Genomic DNA, 26,402 nt, shown 5'->3' on the forward strand with positions numbered 1-26,402 from the left:
GCTCGGTGGTCATGGGACTGGTCATGACGACCCCCCGAACTCGTTGTCGATGAAGTCGAACAGGTCGTCGTCGGAGGCGTCGTCGAGCGCGACGCCGGTTCCGGTGTCGGCGCCGCCGTGGCGCTCCAGCAGCGAGCGCAGCCGGGTTCGCAGGCCCAGCCGGGTGACCGCGTCGAGGTCGACGCCCGCCAGCTCCTCGGCCAGCCGGTCGAGCCCGGCCAGCAGCCGCGCGCCCTGGTCGGCGGGGGCGTCGGCGGCGGCCACCGCCTCGGCAAGGTGCCGGGCCAGCGCGTCCGGCGAGGGGTGGTCGAAGATGAGCGTGCTGGGCAGGGCGACGCCGGTGGCCGCGGTGAGCCGGTTGCGCAGCTCCACCGCGGTCAGCGAGTCGAAGCCCAGGTCCAGGAAGCCGCGGCCGGTGTCGACCCCCGCCGCGTCGGCGTGGCCGAGGACGCCCGCGACCTCGCCGCGGACCACCGCGCGCACGGCCCGGTCGAGCTCGTCGCCGCGCAGCCCGGCCAGGTCGGCGCGGACCCGCTCGGCCGGGTCGGGCCCGGCGGCGCGCGGGGCGGCGGGGACCAGGTCGCGCAGCGTGGCGGGCACCCACGGCAGCGCGCCCAGCGCGGCGGGGTCCAGCCGCAGCGGGACCGCCAGCGGCCGGTCGCCGCGCAGCGCCGCGTCGAACAGGGCCAGCCCGTCCTCGGCGGTCAGCGCGACCACGCCCGCCCGGGACATGCGCTGGGCGTCGACGTCGGCCAGCCCGGCGGCCATGCCCGCGCCCACCGACCACGCGCCCCAGGCCAGCGACAGCGCGGGCTGCCCCGCGGCGGCGCGCTGCTGGGCCAGGGCGTCGAGGTAGGCGTTGGCGGCGGCGTAGTTGGCCTGGCCCGCCGCGCCGAGGACCGAGGCGGCGGAGGAGAACAGGACGAACGCGGTGAGGTCGGTGGTCGCCTCGTGCAGCACGCGGGCGCCGTCGACCTTGGGGCCCAGCACGTCGTCGAGGTGGGCATCGGTGAGCGAGCCCAGCACGCCGTCGCGCAGGACGCCCGCGGTGTGCACCACGGCGGTGACGGGCCGGTCGGCCAGCAGCGCGGCCACGGCGCCCGGGTCGGTGACGTCGCAGGCGGCCAAGTGCACCTGGGCGCCCAGCCCCTCCAGCTCGGCCACGAGGTCCGCGGCGCCTTCGGCCTCCGGGCCGGAGCGGCTGACCAGCAGCAGCGACCGCACGCCGTGCGCGGTGACCAGGTGCTTGCTGACGAGCCTGCCCAGGGCGCCGGTGGCGCCGGTGACCAGGACGCGGCCCTCGGCGGTGAACGACCCCGAAGGCCCGGCGGGCACGGGGCCGCGCACCAGGCGCGGGGCCAGCAGGGCGCCGCCGCGCACGGCGACCTCGGGTTCCCCCGCGGCCACCGCGGCGGGCAGCACCCGCCGCAGCGCTTCCTCGTCGTCGACGTCGAGCAGCAGGAACCGGCCGGGGTTCTCCGCCTGCGCCGAGCGCAGCAGGCCCGCGCCCGCGGCCAGGTCGGGGTCGACCGGCTCGCCGGGGCGGGTGGCGACCGCGCCCGAGGTGACCACGACGAGCAGCGACCCGGCGAGCGCGTCCTCGGCCAGCCAGGCGCGGGCCAGCTCCAGCAGCGCGCCGACCTCGGCGCGGGCGCCGTGGCCGTCGGCGGGGCGGGGGACGAACACGGCGGTCGGCACGGGCGCCCCGGCGGCCACGGCGTCGGCGAGGTCGCGCAGCGACGAGTGCGAGGACACCGGGCCGGTCGCCGCCAGCTCCAGGTCCACTGTGGAGTGCTCGGCGGCGACGAAGGCCCACCGCACGTCCTCGGGGACCTCGGTGGCCGTGACCGGCTTCCACTCCACGTGCAGCAGCGCGTCGCCGTCGGCGGGGCGGACCTGGTCGGCCGACACCGGGCGCAGCACGAGCCCGTCGAGGTCCAGCACCGGGTCGCCGTCCGGGGTGTGCGCGGTGACCCTGGCGGTGTCGCCGGGGCGCACCCGCACGCGCAGCCGCTGCGCGCCCCGGCGGTGCAGGGTGGCGCCGGTGAAGGCGAAGGGCAGCCGCGCCCCCGCCTCGGCCGCGGTGAGCGCGACGGTGTGCAGCGCGGCGTCGAGCAGGGCCGGGTGCAGGGCGAACGCGGCGGCGTCGCCGTCAGGCAGCTCCACCTCGGCCAGGACGTCGTCGCCGTCGAACCAGGCGGCGCGCAGGCCGCGGAAGGCGGGCCCGTAGCCGAACCCGGCGGCGGCCAGCCCGGGGTAGAAGCCGTCGAGGTCCACCGGCCGCGCGCCCGAGGGCGGCCAGACCCCCTCGGCCGGGGCGGCCGCCGGGGCCGGGGCGCCGAGCTGGGCCTGCGCGTGGCGGGTCCAGCCGTCGGCGGTGCGGGAGTGCACCTCGGCCTCCCGGACCCCGTCGACCTCCGGGGCGAGCCGGACCTGGGCCCGGACCGCGCCCGCGGCGGGCAGCACGAGCGGGGCCTGGAGGGTCAGCTCGCGCACGGCCGGGGTCCCCACCCGGGACCCGATGTGCAGCAGCAGGTCGAGCAGGGCGGCCCCGGGGAGCAGGGCGGTGCCGAACACGGCGTGGTCGGCCAGCCAGGGGTGGGTCTCGGTCGACAGCTCGGCGGTGACCAGGACCGACCCGTCCGCCAGCTCGACCAGCCCGCCGAGCAGCGGGTGACCGGCGCGGTCGAGGCCCGCGGCACCGGGTGCGGCCGGGGTCGGCCAGTACCGCTCGCGCTGGAACGGGTAGGTGGGCAGCGCGACGACGCTGCCGCCGCGGTCGCGCAGCACCTCGGCCCAGTCGACGGCCGCGCCGCGCTCGGCGGCGGCGGCCACCGCGGCGACGGCGGTGTCGGGCTCGTCGCGGCCCGCGCGCAGCACCGCCGCCGCGCGCACGTCCTCGCCCTCCAGGCAGTCGTGCAGCATGGCGGTGAGCACCGAGTCGGGGCCCAGCTCCAAGAAGGTCGCCGCGCCGAGGCCGTGGGCGGCGCGGGCGGCGTCGAGGAAGCGGACCTCGCGGCGGGCCTGGCGGACCCAGTGGTCGGGGTCGGCGGCCTGCTCGGCGGTCAGCGGCGCGCCGGTGACGCCGGAGACCAGCGCGACGGCCGGGGCGTGGGCGGTGAGCCCGGCGACGACGGCGCGGAACTCGGCCAGCACCGGGTCCAGGTGCGCGGAGTGGAAGGCGTGGCTGACGGTGAGCCGCTTGGCCTTGACCCCGGCGGCCGCGGCCGCGGCGGCGACCCGGTCGACGGCGTCGGCGTCGCCGGAGAGCACCACGGCGCGCGGCCCGTTGACCGCGGCCACGTCCAACTCCGCGCCCGCCGCGGCGGCCAGCCCCTCGGCCTGCTCGCGCGTGGCGACCAGGGAGAGCATGGCGCCGGTGGCGGGCAGCGACCGCATGAGCCGGGCGCGGGCGGCCACGAGCGCGCACGCGTCGTCGAGGTCGAACACGCCCGCCACGTGCGCGGCCGCGATCTCCCCGACGGAGTGGCCGAGCAGCACGTCCGGGCGCAGGCCCCAGCGGTGCAGGAGCCCGGCGAGGGCGACCTCCAGGGCGAACAGCGCGGGCTGGGTGTGCGCGGTGCTGTGCACCAGGTCGGTGTCGAGCACGGCGGCCAGCGGCTCGTCGAGCAGCGGGTCGAGGACGGCGGCGACCCGGTCGAACTCCTCGGCGAAGGCCGGGAACGCCGCGCGCAGGCCCGCGCCCATGCCGGGGCGCTGGCTGCCCTGGCCGGAGAACACCCAGGCCAGGCCGCCGTCGCGGACGACGGGCGGGGTGTCGGGGCCGGTGGCGATCGCGTTGGCCGCGGCCCGCAGCTCCCCGGCGGTGCGGCCGAGGGCGACCGCGCGGTGCTCGAAGGTGGAGCGGGTCGTGGCCAGCGAGCGGGCGATGTCGCCGGGGTCGGCGGTCAGGTCGCGGACAGCCGCGGCGGCGGCGCGCAGGGCGGCGGCGCTGCGGGCCGACAGCGGCCAGGCGAGCGGACCGGGCACCGCGGCCGGGGCGGGCGCGGCGGCGGGGACGGGCTCGTCGGCCTGTTCGAGCACGACGTGGGCGTTGGTGCCGCTGATGCCGAACGACGACACGCCCCCCCGGCGGGCCCTGGCCACCTCGGGCCACGGCCGGTGCTCGGTGACCAGGTCGACCGCGCCCGCGGTCCAGTCCACGTGCGGGCTCGGCGCGTCGACGTGCAGGGTCTTGGGCAGCTCGCCCGCGCGCAGCGCGTGCACCATCTTGATCACGCCCGCGACGCCCGCGGCGGCCTGGGTGTGGCCGATGTTGGACTTGATGGAGCCCAGCAGCAGCGGCTGGGCCCGGTCCTGGCCGTAGGCGGCGAGCAGCGCTTGGGCCTCGATCGGGTCGCCCAGCTCGGTGCCGGTGCCGTGCGCCTCGACGGCGTCCACGTCGGACGGCGTGAGGCCCGCGTCGGCCAGCGCGGCGACGATGACGCGCTGCTGCGCCGGGCCGTTGGGGGCGGTGAGGCCGTTGGAGGCGCCGTCGGAGTTGATGGCCGAGCCGCGCAGCACCGCCAGCACCGGGTGGCCGTTGGCGCGCGCGTCGGAGAGGCGTTCGAGCAGGACCAGGCCCGCGCCCTCACCGAAGCCGGAGCCGTCCGCGGCACCCGCGAAGGCCTTGCACCGGCCGTCGACCGCCGCGCCGCCCTGCCGGGTGAACTCCAGGAACACGCCGGGGTTGGCCAGGACGGTGACGCCGCCCGCGAGCGCGAGGTCGCACTCCCCCGCCCGCAGCGCCCCCGCCGCGAGGTGGATGGCGACCAGGGAGGACGAGCACGCGGTGTCGACGGTCAGCGTCGGCCCCTCCAGCCCGAGGGCGTAGGCGACTCGCCCGGACACGACCGCCCCGGAGCTGCCCGCCATGAACCCGTCGGCGGCGGCCCCGGCCGTGGCGGCGTAGTCGGAGTACATGACACCCGCGAAGACACCGGTGCGGCTGCCCCGGGCGGTGTGCGGGTCGATGCCCGCGCGCTCCAGCGCCTCCCACGAGGTCTCCAGCAGCAGCCGCTGCTGCGGGTCCATGGCGACGGCCTCGCGCGGGGACACCCCGAAGAAGCCCGCGTCGAAGTCGGCGGCGGTGTCGAGGAAGCCGCCCATCGCCGTGGCGGTGGCGCCCGCGTCGAGCAGGGCCCGGGTCGGCCAGCCGCGGTCGGCGGGCCAGGGCCCGATGGCGTCGCGGCCCTCGCGCACCAGCTCCCACAGCCGCTCGGGGGTGTCGACGCCGCCGGGGAAGCGGCAGCTCATCGCGACGATCGCGATGGGGTCGTCGGCCCGGTCCCGGCGCGCGGCGGCGGGGGCGGTGGGCTGGGCGCCCGCGAGGTGCGCGGCGAGGGCGGCGGGGGTGGGGTGGTCGAAGACCAGGGTGGCGGGCAGCCGCTGCCCGGTGGCCTCCGCGAGCCGGTTGCGCAGCTCCACCGCGGTGAGCGAGTCGAACCCGAGGTCGGCGAAGGACTCGTCGGGGGCGATCGCGGCGGCGCCCGCGTGGCCGAGGACGGCGGCGGCCTGGGCGCGGACGAGGTCGGTGAGCGCGGCGCGCGGGTCGGCCCCGGCGGTCAGCGGGCTCGCCGCGCGCCGCGCCGGGGTGCGGACCAGTGCGCGCAGCAGGGCCGGGACGCCCGCGGCGCGCGGGGTGAGGTCCAGGCGCATGAGGACGTGGACCGGCTCGGGCCTGCCGACCACCCGGTCGAACAGGGCCAGCGCCTCGTCGGTGGCCAGGGCGGCCGACGACCGGCCGATGCGGCGCTTGGCGGTGTCGTCGAGGTGGCCGGTCATGCCGCTGGCCTCGGCCCACAGGCCCCAGGCCAGGGAGACGGCGGGCTTGCCCGCGGCCCGCCTGCGCGCCACGAGGGCGTCGACCTCGGCGTTGGCGGCGGCGTACCCGCCCTGGCCCGCCCCGCCGAACACCCCCGCGGCGGAGGAGAACACCACGAACGCCTCGACGTCGCCGACGAGCGCGTCGAGCGCCTCGGCGGCCTCGGCCTTCGGGGCGCGCAGGGCGGCGAGCCGGTCGGGGGTCAGCGCGGTGAGCACGCCGTCATCGAGGACACCGGCGGCGTGCACGACCGCGGTGACGGGGTGCTCGGTGAGCAGGTCGCGCAGCGCGTCGCGGTCAGTGGCGTCGACGGCGACCGCGCGGGCCCCGGGGCCCAGGTCGGCCAGCAGCTCGGCCGCGCCGGGGGCGTCCGGGCCGCGGCGGCTCAGCAGCAGGAACTCGCGCACGCCGTGGGCACCGGCGAGGTGGCGGGCGAGGAGCCCGCCGAGGGTGCCGGTGCCGCCGGTGATGAGCACGCGGCTGTGCGGTCCGAACGGGACGGTGGGCTCGGCGGCGGTGGGGCGGGCCAAGCGGGGCGCGGTCCCGACACCGCCGCGCACGACGACCTGCGGTTCCGCCGCCCACACCGCGACCCCCGCGGGGTCGTCGGTGTCGACGAGGACGAACCGGCCGGGGTGCTCGGCCTGCGCGGTGCGCACCAGGCCCCAGACGCCCGCGCCCGCGGTGTCGGTCGCGTCGGGTCCGGCGGCGAGGTGCGTCCGGATGACCAGCGGGGTGGTGGTGTCGACGGCCAGGCGCTCCTGCAACGCGGGGAGCACCTGCGCGGCGGTGAGCCCGATGGCGTCGAGGACGTCGACGTCCACGGGGTTGCCGGGCTGCACCGGGGTCCAGGTGAGGACGAAGTGCGCGTCCGCGGCCGGTGCGGCGGTGACGGCGAGAGGGCGCAGGGCCAGGCCGTCGATCGCGGCCACCGGGTCGCCCGCGGTGTCGGCCAGGTGCAGCGCGAAGCCCGCGCCGGACCGGGTGATCCGCACGCGCAGAGCCGCGGCGCCGGTCGCGCAGACCGCCGCGCCGGTGAAGGAGAACGGCAGCAGCGGGGTGTCGGAGGCGCCCGCCAGCCCGCTCGCCCCGATCGCTTGCAGGGCGGCGTCGAGGAGGGCGGGGTGCAGGGCGAAGCCGTCGGGGTTGACGCCCTCGGGGAGGCTGACCTCGGCGAAGACCTCGTCCCCGCGCCGCCAGAGCCGGTCGAGGCCTTGGAAGGCGGGCCCGTAGTCCAGCCCGGCGGCGGCGAAGGCGGCGTAGTTGACGGGGAGGTCGTCGGCCCCGGCGGGCGGCCACTCCGCGAGCCCGGCGGCGGGGGCGCCCGCGCCCGCGGTGCCGGAGGCGTTGCGGGTCCAGGCGGCGTCGGCGGCGGCGTCGGCGGGGCGGGAGTGGACGGTGATCCCGCCATCGGACACGCGCACCTGCACGTCGACCGCGCCGTCCGCCGGGACCACCAGCGGCGCGTGCAGGGTCAGCTCCGCGACGCCCGCGGCGCCGGTGTGCTCGGCGGCGGTCAGGGCCAGGTCGAGCAGCGCGGCGCCGGGGACCACGACGGACCCGGTGACCACGTGGTCGGCCAGCCACGGCTGCGCCGCGAGGGCGAAGCGGCCGGTGAGCAGCGCCCCGCCGTCGGCGACGGTGGTCGTGGCGGCCAGGACGGGGTGGTCGGCGCGGCGCAGGCCCGCGGCGGTCACGTCGCCGGTGATCGGGCCGGAGGTGAGCCAGAAGCGCTGGTGCTGGAAGGCGTAGGTCGGCAGGTCGACCCGGGCGGCGGCGGGGAACACCCGCGCCCAGTCCGGGGTGGCGCCGTGCACGACCGCCTCGCCGAGGGACAGGTGCAGCCTGGTCAGGCCGCCGTCGTCGCGCTTGAGGGAGCCGGTGGCGCGGACGGTGTCGGGCAGCGCGCCGGTGAGCACCGGGTGCGGCGAGCACTCGATGAACAGGGTGTGGCCCTCGGCGGCGAGGGCGTCGACGGCGGTGGCGAACTGGACGGTGGAGCGCAGGTTGGCGAACCAGTACTCCGCGTCGAGGCCGGTGCCGTCCTCGACCTCGCCGGTGAGGGTCGAGCGCAGCGGGACGGTGCCCGCGCGGGGGCGGACGGGGGCCAGCGCCGCCAGCAGCTCCTCGCGCAGGGAGTCGACCTGGGCGGAGTGCGAGGCGTAGTCGACGGGGATGCGGCGGGCGCGCACGCCCTCGGCCTCGCACCCGGTCATCAGCTCGTCGAGCGCGTCCGGCTCGCCGGACACCACGGTGGCGGTGGCGCCGTTGACCGCGGCGATGGACAGCCGCGTGCCGAACGCGGCGATCCGGGCCTCGACGGCGGCCCGGTCGGCGGCGACCGACACCATGCCGCCCTTGCCCGCCAGGCGCCGCAGCACCTGGGACCGCAGCGCCACGACCCGCGCACCGTCCTCAAGCGACAGTCCACCCGCCACCACAGCAGCCGCGATCTCACCCTGCGAGTGACCCACAACGGCGGCAGGCTCCACACCCCACGACCGCCACACCTCCGCGAGCGACACCATCACAGCCCACAGAACCGGCTGCACAACATCGACCCGCTCCAACAGAGCCGCATCACCCAAGGCCTCGTCCAACGACCAGTCCTTGAACTCACTCAAAGCCGCGTCACACTCAACCAACCGAGCCGCGAACACCTCAGACGACGCAGCCAACTCACGCGCCATCCCCACCCACTGCGAACCCTGACCCGGGAACACGAACACGACCCGGCCCGCGGGCCCGGCGGTCCCCTCGACCAGCAGCGGGTGCGGGACCCCGGCGGCCAGGGCGCGCACGGCGTCCGCGCCCACGGCCACCGCGCGCTGGTCGAACAGCGCCCGCGAGGTGGCCAGCGAGTACGCGGCGGCCGGGGCGGGCAGCGAGGGCAGTGCCTCGGCCAGCCGGGCGGCCTGGGCGCGGCGGGCCTCGGGGGTGCGGGCGGAGACGACGAACGGGACGGGGTCGTCGGAGGGCGCCACCTCCGGCAGGGGGTCGCCCTGTTCGAGGATGACGTGGGCGTTGGTGCCGCTGACGCCGAAGGAGGAGATGCCCGCCCGGCGCGGCCGGTCGGCGGGCCAGTCCCGGGCCTCGGTGAGCAGCTCGACGCTGCCCGCGGTCCAGTCGACGTGCGAGGTGGGGCGGTCGACGTGCAGGGTCCTGGGCATGGTGCCGCGGCGCATGGCCTCGACGACCTTGATGATCGCGGCGACGCCCGCGGCGGCCTGGGTGTGGCCCAGGTTGGACTTGATCGAGCCCAGCGCCAGCGGCGTGGTCCGGTCCTGGCCGTAGGTGGCCAGCACCGCTTGGGCCTCGATCGGGTCACCCAGGGTGGTGCCGGTGCCGTGCGCCTCCACCATGTCCACCTCGGACGGGCGCAGCCCGGCCCCGGCCAGCGCGGCGCGGATGACGCGCTCCTGGGCGGGGCCATTGGGGGCGGTGAGCCCGTTGGAGGCGCCGTCCTGGTTGACCGCCGAGCCGCGCAGCACGGCCAGCACGGGGTGGCCGTTGCGGCGGGCGTCGGACAGCCGCTCCAGGACGACCATGCCCGCGCCCTCGGCCCAGCCGGTGCCGTCGGCGGCGTCGGCGAAGGACTTGCAGCGCCCGTCGGCGGCCAGGCCCCGCTGGCGGGAGAAGTCGACGAAGGTCGACGGGGTGGCCATCACCGCGACGCCGCCCGCCAGGGCCAGCGAGCACTCCCCCGTGCGCAGGGTCTGCGCGGCCAGGTGCAGGGCCACCAGCGACGACGAGCACGCGGTGTCGACGGTGACGGCCGGGCCGCGCAGGCCGAAGGTGTAGGAGACGCGGCCGGAGGCGACGCTGCCGGAGTTGCCGGTGCCCAGGTAGCCCTCGACGCCCTCGGGCAGCGCGACGAGCCTGCCCGCGTAGTCGTGGTACATCACCCCGGCGAACACGCTGCCCTCGGTGCCGCGCACCGACCGCGGGTCGATGCCCGCGCGCTCCAGCGCCTCCCAGGAGGTCTCCAGCAGCAGCCGCTGCTGGGGGTCCATCGCCAGCGCCTCGCGCGGGGAGATGCCGAACGGCGCCGGGTCGAAGTCGGCGGCGTCGTGCAGGAACCCGCCCTGCGCGGTGTAGGAGGTCCCGGGGTTGTCCGGGTCCGGGTTGTACAGCGCGGCGGTGTCCCAGCCGCGGTCGGTGGGGAACGGGCCGACGGCGTCGCGGCCCTCGAACACCAGGTCCCACAGCTGCTCGGGGGTCGACACGCCACCGGGGTAGCGGCAGGCCATGCCGACGATGACCACCGGGTCGTCCTCGACGCGGGCGAGGACCGGCGCGGCGGGGCGCTCCCCGCCCGCCTTGCCCGCCAGGTGCGCCGCCAGTTCCAGCGGCGTGGGGTGGTCGAAGACCAGGGTCGCGGGCAGCCGCACGCCGGTGGCGGCGGTGAGCCGGTTGCGCAGCTCGACCGCGGTCAGCGAGTCGAAGCCCAAGTCCGCGAAGGCGCTGTCCGGGGTGACCGCGGCGGGGCCGCTGTGCGCGAGCACGCTCGCGGCGGCCGAGCGGACCAGGTCGAGCAGGACGCGCTCGCGCTCGTCGGCGGGCATGGCGGCGAGCCGGTCCGCGAAGGCCGACCCGGGGTTCTCCGCGGCGGAGCGGCGCACGGCGGCGGGGGCCAGCGCGCGCAGCAGCGGCGGGACGGCCGCGCCGCGCAGGCCCGCGAGGTCGAGCTTGATCGGCACCTGGAGCGCGGGGCCGCCCGCGGAGCCGTCGAGCAGTGCCAGGCCCTCGGCGGCGGTCAGCGCGGTCATGCCCGAGCGAGCCATCCTGGCCCGGTCGACCTCGGCCAGCTCACCGGTCATGCCGCCGTCCTGCGCCCACAGGCCCCAGGCCAGCGACACCGCGGGCCTGCCCGCGGCCCGGCGGCGGGCGGCGAGCGCGTCGAGCACGCTGTTGGCCGCGGCGTAGGCGCCCTGCCCGGCGTTGCCGAACACGCCCGCGGCGGAGGAGAACAGGACGAACGAGCGCAGCTCGCCCGCGAGCTCGTCGAGCAGCACGGCGGCGTCGGCCTTGGGCCGCAGCACGGCGGCGACCCGCTCGGGGGTCAGCGACTCCAGGGTGGCGTCGTCGAGCACGCCCGCGGTGTGGATCACCGACGTGGGCCGGTGCTCGGCGAGCAGGGCCGCGAGCTGGTCGCGGTCGGCGGTGTCGCAGGCGACGACGGTCGCACCGAGGGCGGCCAGGGCATCGGCGCCGGGGGCGGCGGGGCCGCGGCGGCTGGCCAGGACGAGCGCGCGGACGCGGCCCGCGAGGTGGCGGGCGATGAGCCCACCGAGGGCGCCGGTGCCGCCGGTGACCAGGACCGTGTCCTCGGGCCCCCACGCGGGCTCGCCCGCCGGGGCGGTCGAGCGGACGAGGCGGGGCGCGTGCCAGGCGCCGTCGTGCCAGGCGAGCTGGGGCTCCTCGGCGGCGGCCGCGGCGGCGAGGTCGGCGGGGCCCAGCGCGCCCGCCGGGGCGTCGACCAGGGTGACCCGACCGGGGTGCTCGGCCTGGGCCACGCGCACGAGGCCCTGCACGGCCGCGCCCGCGAGGTCGTCCGCGCCCACGGGGGTGCCCGTGCCGCGCGTCTCGACCACCAGGTGCGCGTCGGTCATCACGAGGTCTTGCAGCAGGAGCAGGATCGCGCCGACGTCCTCGCCCGGGACGGCGAGCACGTCGGTGGAGTCCAGCGCGGTCCGGGCCTCCGCGACGGGCACCCGGCGCGCGGCTCGGTCGGCGGGCGCCAGGTCGACGCGGTCCCAGCGGACCTCGAACACCGGGCGCGGCGCGGTGGGGGCGGCGCCGACCGGTCGGAAGACCAGCGACTCGGCGGTGACCAGCGGCGCGTCCGCCACGTCGGTGACGGTGACCGACACGGTGTCCTGGCCCGCGGGGGCGATGCGAACGCGCGCGGCGGTGGCACCGGTGGCGTGCACCGTGACCCCGCCCCAGGCGAACGGCAGGTGCGGCGCCTTGCCCTCGGTGCTCTCGGTGCCTGCCTCACCGGTGCCCAGGAGCACCACGTGCAGGGCGGCGTCGAGCAGCGCCGGGTGGATGGCGAAACCGCTGGTGTCCGCGGCACCCGTGGTGTCTGTGCCGTCTGTGGGAAGCTCGACCTCGGCGAACAGCTCCTCGCCGCGCTTCCACGCCGCGGTCAGGCCGCGGAAGGTGGGCCCGTAGGCGAAACCGCGCTGGGCGAACAGGTCGTACGCGGAGCCGGTGTCGAGCCGGTCGGCGCCCTCGGGCGGCCACGGCAGCGGCTCGCCCGCAGCGGTGCCGGGGACCGGCGCGCCGGGGGCGAGCGTGCCGGAGGCGTGCCGGGTCCAGGCGTCGGACTCGGCCGAGCCCTCGGCGCGGGAGTGGACCTCGACCTCGCGCGACCCGTCGGCGGCGGGACCGGAGACGGCGACGCGCAGCACGACCGCGCCGTCCTGGGGCAGCACCAGCGGGGTCTGCACGGCCAGGTCGGCCACGGTGGGGCAGCCGACCTGGTCGCCAGCGCGGACGGCCAGCTCCAGGAAGGCGGTGGCGGGCAGGATCGCCGTGCCCAGCACGGCGTGGTCGGCCAACCAGGGGTGGGTGGACTGCGCGAGCCTGCCGGTGAGCACGACCCCGCTGGGGTCGGCGACGACCGCGCCGAGCAGCGGGTGGCCCGCGGCGCTCAGGCCCACGGCGGTGAGGTCGCCTGCCCAGCCGCGGCTGGGCCGGGGCCAGAACCGGGTGGCCTGGAACGGGTAGGTGGGCAGGTCGACGCGGTGGCCGGGGCGCACGGCGGCCCAGTCGACCGCGCGACCGCCCGCGTGCAGGGCCGCCACGGCCTCCAGCACGGCCCGCCGCTCGTCCACGCCGTCCTGCGCGGTCCGGCGCTGGGCGGGGACGCAGCCCGCCACCAGCGGGCTCAGGGCGGCGTCGGGGCCGATCTCCAGCACGTGCGCGGCGTCGAGGCGGGCGGCGGCGTCGGCGAACCGGACGGCGGCGCGGACGTTGGCGACCCAGTAGTCGGCCTCGCGGGGGCTGCCGTCCCCGGCGGCGCCGACGAACTCCACGGTGGGCTCGGCGCGCTCCACGGTCTCGACGAACGCGCGGAACCCGTCGAGGACGGGGTCCATGTGCGCGGAGTGGAAGGCGTGGCTGACCGCGAGGCGCTTGACCTTGGTCCCGGCGGCGGCGTAGCGCTCGACGAGCGCGACCACGGCGTCCTCGTCCCCGGACACCACCACCGAGTCGGCCGCGTTGACCGCGGCCACCTCCACCCCGTCGACCAGTTCCACCTCGCTCTCGGCGACGGCGATGGCGGCCATCGCCCCGCGGGTGCGCACCGAGCCCATGTCCGAGGCGCGGCGCACGACCAGTCGAGCAGCGTCAGGCAGGGAGAACACGCCCGCGGCCCACGCGGCGGCGACCTCGCCCACCGAGTGCCCGGCGACGACGTCCGGGGTCACCCCCCAGGAGGCGAACAGCCGCACCAGCGCCACCTCGAAGGCGAAGATCGCGGGCTGGGCGACCTGGGTCTCCCCGATCCGGGAGCCGTCCAGGACCGCGGCGCGGACCTCCGCAGGGAACAGGCCCAGCACCTCGTCCCACGCCTCGGCGAACACCGGGAACGCCGCGGCCAGCTCGCGGCCCATCCCGGCGCGCTGCGACCCCTGGCCGGTGAACACGAAGGCGGTGCGGCCAGAGCGGGCGGCCACCGCGGCCGCCGAGCGCAGCCGGGCGGCCAGCTCCTCGCGGGTGCCCCCCACCGCGGCGACCCGGTGCTCCAGCGCGGACCTGGTGGTGGCCAGCGAGTGCGCGATGTCCACAGGGGACAGGTCGGTGGACTCCAGGAAGTCAGCGATGCGCGCGGCCTGCGCGGTGGCCGCCGACTCGCCGCGCCCGGACACCACCAGCGCCACCGGCCCGTCGACCGGGGTGGGCGCCGCGGGCTCGGCGGCCGGGGCCTGTTCGAGCACGACGTGGGCGTTGGTGCCGCTGATGCCGAACGAGGACACGCCCGCGCGGCGCGGCCGGTCGACCGCGGGCCACGGGGTGTTCTCGGTGACCAGCCGGACCGCGCCCGCCGACCAGTCGACGTGCGGGGTGGGCCCGTCGACGTGCAGCGTGGCGGGCACGACGCCGTGGCGCATCGCCAGCACGGCCTTCATCACCCCGGCCGCGCCCGCCGCGGCCTGGGTGTGGCCGAGGTTGGACTTGACCGAGCCCAGCAGCAGCGCCTCGGCCCGGTCCTGGCCGTAGGCGGCGATGAGCGCGTCGGCCTCGATCGGGTCGCCCAGGGTGGTGCCGGTGCCGTGCGCCTCGACCACGTCGACGTCGGCGGGGGTCAGCCCGGCGTGGCGCAGGGCGTGGCGGATGACCCGCCGCTGCGACGGGCCGTTGGGGGCGGTCAGGCCGTTGGAGGCGCCGTCGGAGTTCACCGCCGAGCCGCGCAGGACGGCCAGCACGGGGTGCCCGCCGCGCTCGGCGTCGGACAGCCGCATCAGCGCCAGCACACCGGCGCCCTCACCCCAGGCGGTGCCGTCGGCGGCGGCGGCGAACGGCTTGCAGTGCCCGTCGGCGGCCAGGCCGCGCTGGCGGGAGAACTCGACGAACAGCGTCGGCGTGGACATCACGGTGACCCCGCCCGCCAGCGCCACCGAGCACTCCCCCGAGCGCAGCGCGTGCGCGGCCAGGTGCATGGCCACCAGCGACGACGAGCACGCGGTGTCGACGGTGACCGCGGGGCCCTCCAGGCCCAGCGCGTAGGCGATCCGGCCGGACAGGACGCTGCCCGCGCTGCCGGTGCCCAGGTGGCCGCCGACGTCCTCGCCGGAGGCCAGCAGCAGCGACGGGTAGTCCTGGCCGTTGGTGCCCGCGAAGACGCCGACCTCCTGGCCGCGCAGCGACGCCGGGTCGAGCCCCGCGCGCTCCAGCGCCTCCCAGGAGGTCTCCAGCAGCAGCCGCTGCTGGGGGTCCATCGCCAGCGCCTCGCGCGGGGAGATGCCGAAGAACGCCGCGTCGAACTCGCCCGCGCCGTCGACGAACGCGCCGCGGCGGACGTAGGTGCCGCCGGGGCGGCCGGGGTCGGGGTCGTAGAGGGCGTCGACGTCCCAGCCGCGGTCGGCGGGGATGTCGGTGACCACGTCGCGGCCGGAGACCAGCACGTCCCACAGCTGCTCGGGGGTGCGCACCCCGCCGGGGAAGCGGCAGCCCAGGCCGACCACGGCGATGGGCTCCTGCCTGGCCTCCTCCGCCTCGCGCAGCCGCTGCTTGGTCTGGCGCAGGTCGGCGGTGACCCGCTTGAGGTAGCTGAGGAGCTTCTCCTGCTCGGTGTTCTGCGCTCCCGTCACGACAACCCCAGCTCCCGGTCGATGAAGTCGAACATGTCCGCCGAGCTGGCCGAGTCGAAGTCGTCGGCCTCCTCGGTCTGGTCGTCGCCCGCGTCGCGCCACTGGCCCAGCAGCGCCTGCAACCGCTGCGCGACCCGGGTGCGGGTGGTGGCGTCGGCGGCGGCGGGGTCGGCCAGCGCCGCGGCCAGCCGGTCCACCTCCTCCAGCGGGGACGCCCCGGCCTGGGCGCCGACCAGCTCGCCAAGCAGGTGCTCGGCGAGCGCCCTGGGCGAGGGGTGGTCGAACACGAGCGCGGCCGGGAGCACCAGCCCGGTGGCCGCGCGCAGCCGGTTGCGCAGCTCCACCGCGGTCACCGAGTCGAAGCCCAGCTCGCGGAACGCCCGGCCCTCGGCCACCTCGTCGGCGCCGGTGTGGCCGAGCACCGCGGCGGCGTGCGAGCGCACCAGGTCGAGCACGGCGCGCTCCCGCTCGGCCTGGCCCATCCCGGCCAGCCGGGTGGGCAGGTCCTCCTCGGCGGTCTCCCGCGGCCGGGCCAGCGCCCGCAGCTGCGGCACCTCGGCCAGGAACGGGCTGGGCCGGGTGGCGGTGAAGGCGGTGCCGAACCGGGTCCAGTCGATGTCGGCCACCGCAGTGCACACCTCGCCGGAGTCCACCGCCCGGTGCAGGGCGGCGAGCGCCAGCGCCGGGTCCATCTCCGGCACGCCGTGGCGGCGGGCCAGCTCCCCGACCGGGCCGTCGGCCATGCCCGCCCCGCCCCACGGGCCCCAGGCCAGCGAGGTCGCGGGCAGGCCCAGGTCGCGCCGGTGCGCGGCGAGGGCGTCGAGGAAGGCGTTGCCGGGGGCGTAGTTGCCCTGGCCGGGGGTGCCGAAGGTGCCCGCGAACGAGGAGAACAGCACGAACGCCGTCAGCGGCAGGTCGCGGGTCAGCTCGTGCAGGTGCAGGGCGGTGTCGACCTTGGGGCGGCAGGCCCGGTCGACCCGGTCGGCGTCGAGGGCGTCGAGCACGGCGTCGTCGAGGACGGCGGCGGTGTGCACGACGGTGTCCAGCGGCAGCTCGGCCGGGACGCCCGCGAGGACGGCCGCGAGCTGGTCGCGGTCGCCCGCGTCGCAGGCGGCGAAGGTGACCCGGGCCCCGAGGGCGGTCAACCGCTCGCGCAGCGCGTCGGCCCCGGGGGCCTCGGCGCCGCGGCGGGAGACCAGCAGCAGGTGCGCCGCGCCCCGCTCGGCCAGCCAGGCGGCGACCTCGGAGCCCAGCGCGCCGGTGCCGCCGGTGACCAGCGCGGTGCCGCGCGGGGCCCACCGCTCGGGCTCGCGGCTCGGCGGCGCCTGCACGAGGCGGCGGCCGAGCAGCCCGGTGGCGCGGACGGCGACCTGGTCCTCCCCGGTGGCCCCGGACACGACCGCGGCGAGCCGGTCGCCCGCGCGGTCGTCCAGCTCGGTGGGCAGGTCGACCAGGCCGCCCCAGCGCTCGGGGTGTTCGAGCGCGGCGACCCGGCCCATGCCCCAGACCATCGCCTGCACCGGTGAGGTCACCGGCGACTGGGCGGCGACGGCGGAGTTGGTGGCGCACCACAGCGGTGCGCTCAGCCCGGTGTCCCCGATCGCCTGGAGCAGGTGGACGTTCTGCACCGCGCCCCGGCGGGCCGAGGTGTGGCCGGGGAAGGCGTCCTCGGCCAGGGCCAGCAGCGAGAGCACGCCCGCGGCGTCGGCGGGGAGCAGGGCGGCGAGCCCGGCCCGGTCGGCGCCCGCGGGGGCGACGACCGCGCGGACGTCGGCGCCGCGGCGGGCCAGGGCGTCCTGCGCGCCGGTGACGAGCGGGTGCCGCTCGAAGCCCTCGGGGACGACCACGGCCCAGGCGCCGGTGAGGACGGCGGGCGCGGGGTCGGGCACCGGCCGCCAGTCGACCCGGTAGCGCCAGGAGTCGAGCGTGGAGCGGGCGCGGCCCTTGCGCCGCCAGGCCGAGAGGGCGGGCAGGACGACGCTGAGCGGGCCGTCGGGGTCCAGGTCGAGGCTGTCCGCGAGGTCTTCGAGGTCCTCGCGCTCGACGGTGTCCCAGAACCGGGTCTCGATGTCGTCGGCGGCGCGGTGGCCCAGGCCCTCGGGGGCGGTGAGCCAGTAGTGCTTGCGCTGGAACGGGTAGGTGGGCAGGTCGACCCGGCGCCCACCGGGCACGACCGCGTCCCAGTCCGGCGTGACCCCGCGCACCACGGCCTCGCCCAGCGAGAGCAGCATCCGCTCCAAGCCGCCGTCATCCCGCTTCAGCGACCCGACAGCGATGACCTCTTCAGGCAGCGCCATCGTCAGCACCGGGTGCGGGGAGCACTCCACGAACGTCCCGAAACCATCCGCCACCAGACGCTCCACCGCAGCAGCGAACTCCACAGTGGAACGAAGGTTGTCGAACCAGTACCCGGCACCCATCACCGAGCCATCCTCGACAGCACCGGTCAGCGTCGAGTACACCGGCACAGAACCGACCTGCGGCCGAACCGGCTCCAACACCGCCAGCAACTCATCGCGCAACTCGTCGACCTGCGCCGAGTGCGACGCGTAGTCCACCGGCACCTTCTTGGCCCGCACGCCGTCCGCTTCGCACGTGGCGATCAGCTCGTCCAGCGCGTCGTGCTCACCCGAGACCACGACGGCCGAGGGCCCGTTGATCGCGGCCACCGACAGCCGGGCGCCGAACGCGTCGATCCGTTCGCGCACGGCCTCGACGCCGGCGGCGACCGACACCATGCCGCCCCGACCGGCCAACCGGCGCAACACCTGCGACCGCAGGGCCACAACGCGCGCACCGTCCTCCAGCGACAGCGCACCAGCGACCACAGCAGCTGCGATCTCACCCTGGGAGTGGCCGACCACCGCGGCGGGCTCGACGCCCCACGAGCGCCACACCTCGGCCAGCGACACCATGACCGCCCACAGCGCCGGCTGCACCACGTCGACCCGCTCCAGCAGGTCCGCGTCGTCGACGACCTCGTCCAGCGACCAGTCCACGAACGGGGCCAGCGCAGCGCCGCACTCGGCGAACCGCGCGGCGAAGGCCGTCGAGCCCGCGGCCAGATCGCGGGCCATGCCGACCCACTGCGAGCCCTGACCGGGGAAGACGAATGCGGTCCGGCCCGGTGCGGCGGCGGTGCCCACCACCAGCGCGGGGTGCGACCCGTCGGTGGCCAGGGCGCGCAGCGCGGCGAGCAGGGTCTCGCGGTCACCGACCAGGGCGGCGCGCTCGTCGAAGGCGGAGCGCGTGGTGGCCAGCGACCAGGCGGTGTCCGCCACCGGGACGTCGCCCCGGTCGGAGACCGCGGCGAGCAGGCGCGCGGCCTGCTCGCGCAGCGACGGGCCGGTGCGGGCCGAGAGCACCCACGGCACGACCTCGGCCGCGGGCGCGGCGGTCGGGGCGGGCGCGGGCGCCTGCTCCAGCACGACGTGGGCGTTCGTGCCGCTGATGCCGAAGGAGGACACCGCGGCGCGCAGCACGCGGTCCTCGCCGCCGAGGTCGACCGGCTCGGTGAGAAGGCGCACGTCGCCGTCCGCCCACTCGATGCGCGAGGACGGCTCGTCGACGTGCAGGGTGCGCGGCAGCACGCGGTGGCGCAGGGCCAGCACCATCTTGATGACCCCGGCGACGCCCGCGGCTGCCTGGGTGTGGCCCAGGTTGGACTTGACCGAGCCCAGGTAGAGCGGTCGGTCGCGGTCCTGGCCGTAGGTGGCCAGCAGGGCCTGGGCCTCGATCGGGTCGCCCAGCGGGGTGCCGGTGCCGTGCGCCTCCACGACGTCCACATCGGACGGGGCGAGCCCGGCGGTGGCCAGCGCGGCGCGGATGACCCGCTGCTGCGAGGGCCCGTTGGGGGCGGTCAGGCCGTTGGAGGCGCCGTCCTGGTTGACCGCCGAACCGCGCAGCACCGCCAGCACGGGGTGGCCGTGGCGCTGGGCGTCGGACAGCCGCTCGACCACGAGCACGCCGACACCCTCGGACCAGCCGGTGCCGTCGGCGGCGTCGGCGAAGGGCTTGCACCGGCCGTCGGGGGCCAGCCCGCCCTGGCGGGAGAACTCGGTGAACGCGCCGGGCACCGCCATCACGGTCGCGCCGCCCGCCAGGGCCAGCGAGCACTCCCCCGAGCGCAGCGCGGCGGCGGCGAGGTGCAGGGCCACCAGCGACGACGAGCACGCGGTGTCGACGGTGACCGCGGGCCCCTCCAGGCCCAGGGTGTAGGAGACGCGGCCGGAGGCGACGCTGGTCGCGGTGCCGGTGAGCAGGTGGCCCTCGACGCCGTCGGGCAGGGCGGGCAGGCCCGCGCCGTAGTTGGCGGTCGCGGCGCCGATGAACACCCCGGCGTCGGTGCCGCGCAGCGCCTGCGGGTCCAGCCCGGCGTGCTCCAGCGCCTCCCAGGACGCCTGGAGCAGCAACCGCTGCTGCGGGTCCATCGCCAGCGCCTCGCGCGGGGAGATGCCGAAGAACCCGGCGTCGAACTCGCCCGCGCCCTGGATGAACCCGCCCTCGCGGACGTGCGTGGTGCCGGGGCGCTGGAGGGTCGGGTCGTAGAGCGCGTCCATGTCCCAGCCGCGGTCGGCGGGGAACGGGCCGATGCCGTCGCGGCCCTCGGCGAGCATCGCCCACAGCGCGTCGGGGGTGTCGGCGCCGCCGGGGAAGCGGCAGGCCAGGCCCACGATGGCCAGCGGCTCGTCGGTGCGGGCGCGGACCGGCTCGGCGGCCCCCGGCTCGGCGGCGCCGAGCAGTTCGCCGCGCAGGTGCTCGGCGAGCGCCTGCGGGGTGGGGTGGTCGAACACGAGGGTGGCCGACAGCCGCAGCCCGGTCTCGGCGGTGAGCCGGTTGCGCAGCTCCACCGCGGTCAGCGAGTCGAACCCGATGTCCTTGAACGCCTTGCGCGGGTCGACCGCGTCCGCGCCGCCGTGCCCGAGCACGCCCGCCACGTGCGCGCGGACCAGGTCGAGCAGCGCGCGGTCGACCTCCTCGGCCGGGCGCCCGGCCAGCCGCTCGGCCAGGCCCGCCGCGGCGGCCTGCCCGGCGCGGCCCGCGCGGCGGCGGGCGGTGCGGGCGGGGCCGACGAGGTCGCGCAGCAGCAGCGGGGCGGCCTCGGGGGCCGCGCGCAGGGCGGCGAGGTCCAGCCGCATCGGGACCGCGTCGGCGGCCGGGGCGGCGACGGCCTCGTCGAGCAGGCGCAGCGCGTCCGGTGTGGACAGCGCGCCGACGCCTGCGCGGGTGAGCCTGCCGCGGTCGGCGGAGCCGAGGTCGGCGGCCATCGACTCGGCCTCGTCCCACAGGCCCCAGGCCAGCGCGGTGGCGGGCAGCCCGAGGCCGCGGCGGTGCCGGGCCAGGGCGTCGAGGTAGGCGTTGGCGGCGGCGTAGTTGGCCTGGCCCGCGCCGCCGAACACCCCGGCGGCGGAGGAGAACACGGTGAACTCGGCCAGGTCGGCGTGCCGGGTCAGCTCGTGCAGGTGGCCGACCGCGGCGACCTTGGGCGCGAACACCCGGTCCACCCGCTGCGGGGTGAGCGCCCCGACCACGCCGTCGTCGAGCACACCGGCCACGTGCACCACGGCGGTGAGCGGGTGCTCGGCGGGGACCGAGGCGAGCAGGGCGGCGACGTCCGCGCGGTCGGCGAGGTCGCAGGCCACCACGCGGGCGCCCAGCGCCGCCAGCTCCGGCGCCCGCTCGGCGGCGGGGCCGCCGCGGCTGGCCAGCAGCAGGTGCCGGGCGCCCTGGACGGCGAGGTGGCGCACCACGCGGGCGCCGAGCGCGCCGGTGGCACCGGTGACCAGCACCGTGCCCTCGGGGTCGCGCCTGCGCGGGACGGTGAGCACGACCTTGCCGATGTGCTTGGCCTGGCTGACGAAGCGGAACGCGGCGGGCGCCTCGCGCACGTCCCAGTGCCTGCGCGGCAGGTGGCGCAGGACGCCCGCGGCGAAGAGCCGGATCAGCTCCGCGAGCATCTCCCCGATGCGCTCGGGCCCGGCCTCGATGAGGTCGAAGGAGGTGTAGCGCACGCCCGCGGGGTCGCGCAGGTCGGTCTTGCCCATCTCCAGGAACCGGCCGCCGTCCTTGAGCAGCCCCAGGGAGGCGTCGATGAACTCCCCGGCCAGGGAGTTGAGCACGACGTCGACCGGCTCGAACCGCTGCGCGAAGGACAGGTCGCGCGAGGACGCCAACTGCTCGACGCCGAGTTCGCGCACCGCGTCCCACTTGGCGGGGCTGGCGGTGCCGCAGACCCTCGCGCCCCAGTGCCGGGCCAGCTGCACGGCGGCCATGCCGACGCCGCCCGCCGCGGAGTGGATGAGGATCGACTGGCCGGGGCGCAGGTCGGCCAGGTCGCGCAGGGCGTAGTAGGCGGTGAGGAAGACCAGCGGGACCGCGGCGGCGTCCTCGAACGACCAGTCCGCGGGGACCTCGGCGAGCATCCGCCCGTCGGCCACGGCGGTCGGGCCGAACGCCTCCGGGACGATGCCGAACACGCGCTGGCCGGGGCGCAGCGCGGTGACGCCGGGGCCGGTCTCGACCACCACGCCCGCGCCCTCGCTGCCCATCGGCGCGTCGCCCGGGTACATGCCCAGGGCGATGAGGACGTCGCGGAAGTTGACGCCCGCGGCGCGCACGGCGATGCGCACCTCGTGCTCGCCCAGCGGGCGGTCGGCGGTGCCGGGCAGGGCGCGCACGGCGTCCACGGTGCGCTCGGCGCCCGCGGTGAGCCGCCACGCGCCACCGGGGGCGGGGCTGTCGGCGGCGCGGGCGAGGCGGGCGGCGTGCGGGACGCCGTCGCGCAGGGCGATCTGCGGCTCGACCGCGGCCAGGCGCAGCGCGTCGGCGGTCAGCTCGGCGTCGGCGCGGTCGAGGTCGACCAGCACCAGGCGGCCGGGGTTCTCCGACTGGGCGGAGCGGACCAGGCCGTGCACGGCGGCGCCGGGCAGGTGCGCGGCGTCGGGGGCGTCGAGGGTGGCCCCGACGGTGAGCACGACCAGTCGGGCGTCAGCGAAGCGGTCGTCGGCCAGCCAGCGCTGCACCAGGTCGAGCGCGGCGTGCGCGGCGGCGTGCGGGTCGGTGTGGCCGGTGACGGGGGCCACGACGCAGTCCAGGACGCCCTCGGCCCCGGCGGCGGCGAGGTCGTCGAGCCCGTCGGCGACCACGACCGGCGGCTGGGTGCTCGCGGGCGGGGCGCCGAGGGCGGCCCAGCGCACGGGGGTGTCGGCGGCCGGGACCGGGACGGGGTTCCAGACCAGCCGCAGCAGCAGCGCGTCGGTGGGCGCGGCGGCCGCGGCGGGCGAGCGCAGGGCGAGCGAGTCGATGGTGGCGACCGGCGCGCCGGACGGGTCGTCGGCGCGCAGCGACAGGGCCCCGGCCGGGGTGCGGCGCAGGGTGACCCGCAGCGCGTCGGCGCCGGTCGCGTGCAGGGCGACACCGGAGAACGCGAACGGCACGCCCCCGGGCCCGCCGTCGAGGGCGGCGGCGTGCAGGGCCGCGTCGAGCAGCGCCGGGTGCAGGCCGTGCGCGGCGGCGTCGGTGCCCTCGGGCAGCGACACCTCGGCGTGCACGGCGTCGGCCGAGCGCCACGCGGCGCGCAGGCCCTGGAAGACCGGCCCGTACTCGAAGCCGCCCTCGGCCAGCGCCGGGTAGAGGCCGGTGAGGTCGACCGGCTCGGCGCCCGCGGGCGGCCACTGCTCGGTGGCGGCGGTCGCGGCGGGCAGGTCCGGGGTGAGCAGGCCGTCGGCGTGCGGGGTCCAGTCTGCGGCCGGGTCGGCGGCGGGCCGGGAGTGCACGGCGAAGGTCCGCGCGCCGCGCTCGTCCGGCGCGCCCGCGCTGACCTGCACCTGCACGGCGGTGCCGTCGGCGGGCAGCACCAGCGGCGCGGCGAGGGTGACCTCGGCGACGTGCGGGCAGCCGACCTCGTCGCCGACGTGCGCGGCGAGGTCGAGGTGGGCGGTGCCGGGCAGCAGCACGGCCCCGCCGATGCGGTGCTCGGCCAGCCACGGGTGGGTGCGGGTGGACAGGCGGGCGGTGAACACGCGCAGGTCGGTGCCCGCCACCGGGACGGACGCGCCGAGCAGCGGGTGGCCCGCGGCGGCGAGCCCGGCCGCGCCCGCGTCGCCGCGGGCGGCGAAGGCGCGCGGCCAGAACCGCTCGCGCTGGAACGGGTAGGTCGGCAGGGCCACGTCGCGCGGGGCGGCGCCCAGCGCGTCCCAGTCGACGGCGAACCCGGCCACGTGCAGGGCGGCCAGCGCGGTGGTGACCGCGGCGGGCTCGGGGCGGCCCGCCCGCAGCAGCGGGACGGCCACCGGCAGCTCCAGCGCGGCCAGCGAGGCCAGGCCGCCGTCGGGCCCGAGTTCGAGCACCGCGGTGGCGCCCGCGTCGCGCAGGCAGGTCAGGCCGTCGTGGAAGCGGACGGCCTCGCGGACCTGGCGCACCCAGTGCTCCGGGGAGGTCAGGTCGGTGGCCACGGCGCCGGTGGCGTTGGAGATCACCGGGATGCGCGGCTCGTGGAACTCCAGCCCGGCGATGGCCTCGCGGAAGCGGTCGAGCACGGGGTCGAGGTGCGCGCTGTGGAAGGCGTGGCTGACCCGCAGCTCGCGCACCTTGCGCCCGGCGGCCCGGAAGTGCTCGACGACCGCGGCGACGGCGGGCACGTCGCCGGTGACGACGGTGGCGTGCGGGCCGTTGACCGCGGCGATCTCCGCCCCGTCGACCAGGGCGGCGGTGACCTCGTCCTCGGTGGCGTCGACCGAGGCCATGGCACCGGGGGTGGTGATGGACCCGACCAGCGTGGCGCGGGCGGCGACGAGGGCGGCGGCGTCGGCCAAGTCGAGGACCCCGGCGACGTGCGCGGCGGCGACCTCCCCGATGGAGTGGCCGAGCAGCAGGTCCGGCACGACGCCGTAGGACGCGGCGAGCCGGGCCAGGGCGACCTGCTGGGCGAAGAGCACCGGTTGGGTCCACTCGGTGCGCCCGAGCAGGGCGGCGTCGCCGGACAGCGCGACCTCGCGCAGCGGGCGGTCGGCGCCCAGGTGGCGGTCCAGGTGCGCGCACGCCTCGGTGAACGCGGCGGCGTAGACCGGCTCGGCGTCGAGCAGCCCGGCCCCGGTGCCGGGGCGCTGGCTGCCCTGGCCGGGGAAGGCGAACGCCAGCCTGCCCGCGGTCGTGGCGTCGGAGATCGGGCCGGTGAAGGTGCCCGGGTCGGCGTCGAGGGGCAGCGCGGCGCGGTGCTCGAAGTGCGCGCGCGTGGTGGCCAGGGCGTGCGCGACGCGGGCACGGTCGAGATCGGGCTCCGCGCGCAGCAGGGCGGCGAGGTCGGCGGCGCGGGCGCGCAGCGCGGCCGCCGAGCGGGCCGAGAGCAGGAACGGCAGCTCGCGGGCGGGGGCCGCGGCGGCGAGCGGTTCGCCCTGCTCCAGGACGACGTGGGCGTTGGTGCCGCTGATGCCGAACGACGACACCGCCGCGCGCCGGGGCCGGTCGGTGGCGGGCCACGGCGTGTGCGCGGTGGCCAGCTCGACGGCGCCCGCGGACCAGTCCACGTGCGGGGTCGGGGCGTCGACGTGCAGCGAGGCGGGCACCTCGGCGCGGCGCAGCGCCTCCACGGCCTTGATCACGCCCGCGACACCGGCGGCGGCCTGGGTGTGGCCGATGTTCGACTTCACCGACCCCAGCAGCAGCGGGGTCCGGCGGTCCTGGCCGTAGGTGGCGAGCACGGCCTGGGCCTCGATCGGGTCGCCCAGGGCGGTGCCCGTGCCGTGCGCCTCCAGCAGGTCCACATCAGACGGGGCGAGCCCGGCGACGGCCAGCGCGGAGCGGATCACCCGCTGCTGGGCCGGGCCGTTGGGGGCGGTGAGCCCGTTGGACGCGCCGTCCTGGTTCACCGCGGAACCCCGCAGCACGGCCAGCACCGGGTGGCCGTTGCGGCGGGCGTCGGACAGGCGCTCGACGAGCAGGATGCCCGCGCCCTCACCCCACCCGGTGCCGTCGGCGGCGGCGGCGAACGGCTTGCACCGGCCGTCGGCGGCCAGGCCGCGCTGGCGGGAGAACTCGATGAACGCGCCGGGGGTCGACATCACGGTCGCGCCACCGGCCAGCGCCAGGTCGCACTCGCCGGAGCGCAGCGCCTGCGCGGCCCAGTGCAGGGCCACCAGCGACGACGAGCATGCGGTGTCGACGGTGACGGCGGGCCCCTCCAGGCCCAGGGCGTAGGCGATGCGCCCGGAGATCACGCTGGCGGCGTTGCCGGTGGCCAGGTAGCCCTCGACCGGCTCGGTGGAGTGCGACAGCAGCGTCGCGTAGTCCTGGCTGTTGGTGCCGACGAACACGCCGGTGGCGCTGCCGCGCAGGGCGTGCGCGTCGAGGCCCGCGCGCTCCACGGCCTCCCAGGCGATCTCCAGCAGGAGCCGCTGCTGCGGGTCGGCGCTGAGCGCCTCGCGCGGGGAGATGCCGAAGAAGGCGGCGTCGAAGTCGGCCACGCCGTCGAGGAACCCGCCCTCGGTGGCGTAGCTGGTGCCGGGGTTGTCCGGGTCGGGGTCGAACAGGGCGGAGGTGTCCCAGCCGCGGTCGTCGGGGAAGGCGCGCACGGCGTCGCGGCCCTGCGCCAGCAGCTCCCACAGCCCCTCGGGGGAGTCCACCCCGCCGGGGAACCGGCAGGCCATGGCCACCACGGCGATCGGCTCGTCGGCGGACTCCGCGCGGCGCACCCGCGGCCCGTCGGCGCCGCCGAGCAGCGCCGTGCGCAGGTGCTCGGCCAGGTCGGCGCAGCTGGGGTGGTCGAAGACCAGGGTGGCGGGCAGGGTCAGGCCGGTGGCGGTGGCGAGCCGGTCGCGCAGCTCGACCGCGGTCAGCGAGTCGAAGCCCAGGTCGCGGAAGGCGGTGCCGACCGGGACCTGCTCCACCCCGGGGTGGCCGAGGACGGCGGCGGCGCGGGTGCGCACCAGGTCGGTGAGCCGCCTGCGCACCTCGGCCTCGGCGAGCCCGGTGAGGCTGGCGCGCAGGGCGTCGTCGCCCGCGGCGGTGGTCGGCTCGGCGGCGGGGGCGAGGCGGGCCAGCAGCGGGCTGGGCCGCGCGGCGGTGAAGGTGTCGGTGAACCGGGCCCAGTCGACGTCCGCGACGACCAGCAGCGGCTCGCCGGTGCGGGCCAGCGCCTCGACGGCGCGGCGGGGCTCCATCGGGCGCAGGCCGCGGCGGGCCAGGTCGGCCCCGGCCCCGCCCCCCCCCCTGCCCCCGCCCCCCCCCCGGCCCCCGGCGATGGCGGGCGCCGGCAGCCC

2 protein-coding genes are annotated in these 26,402 nt (G+C 78.0%); both read right to left on the minus strand.

Annotation, left to right across the window (positions count from 1 at the left end):
- Positions 1–21: 21 nt before the first annotated feature.
- Entirely contained in the window at positions 22–15,147 is a 15,126-nt protein-coding gene (locus BJP25_RS11405; protein ID WP_075974850.1) for a type I polyketide synthase, read from the minus strand.
- Entirely contained in the window at positions 15,144–26,093 is a 10,950-nt protein-coding gene (locus tag BJP25_RS36155) for a type I polyketide synthase (protein WP_456318644.1), read from the minus strand. The genes BJP25_RS11405 and BJP25_RS36155 overlap by 4 nt, the downstream gene beginning before the upstream one ends.
- Between the last annotated feature and the right edge of the window lie 309 nt (positions 26,094–26,402).

Source organism: Actinokineospora bangkokensis, from assembly GCF_001940455.1.
Lineage (GTDB): Bacteria > Actinomycetota > Actinomycetes > Mycobacteriales > Pseudonocardiaceae > Actinokineospora > Actinokineospora bangkokensis.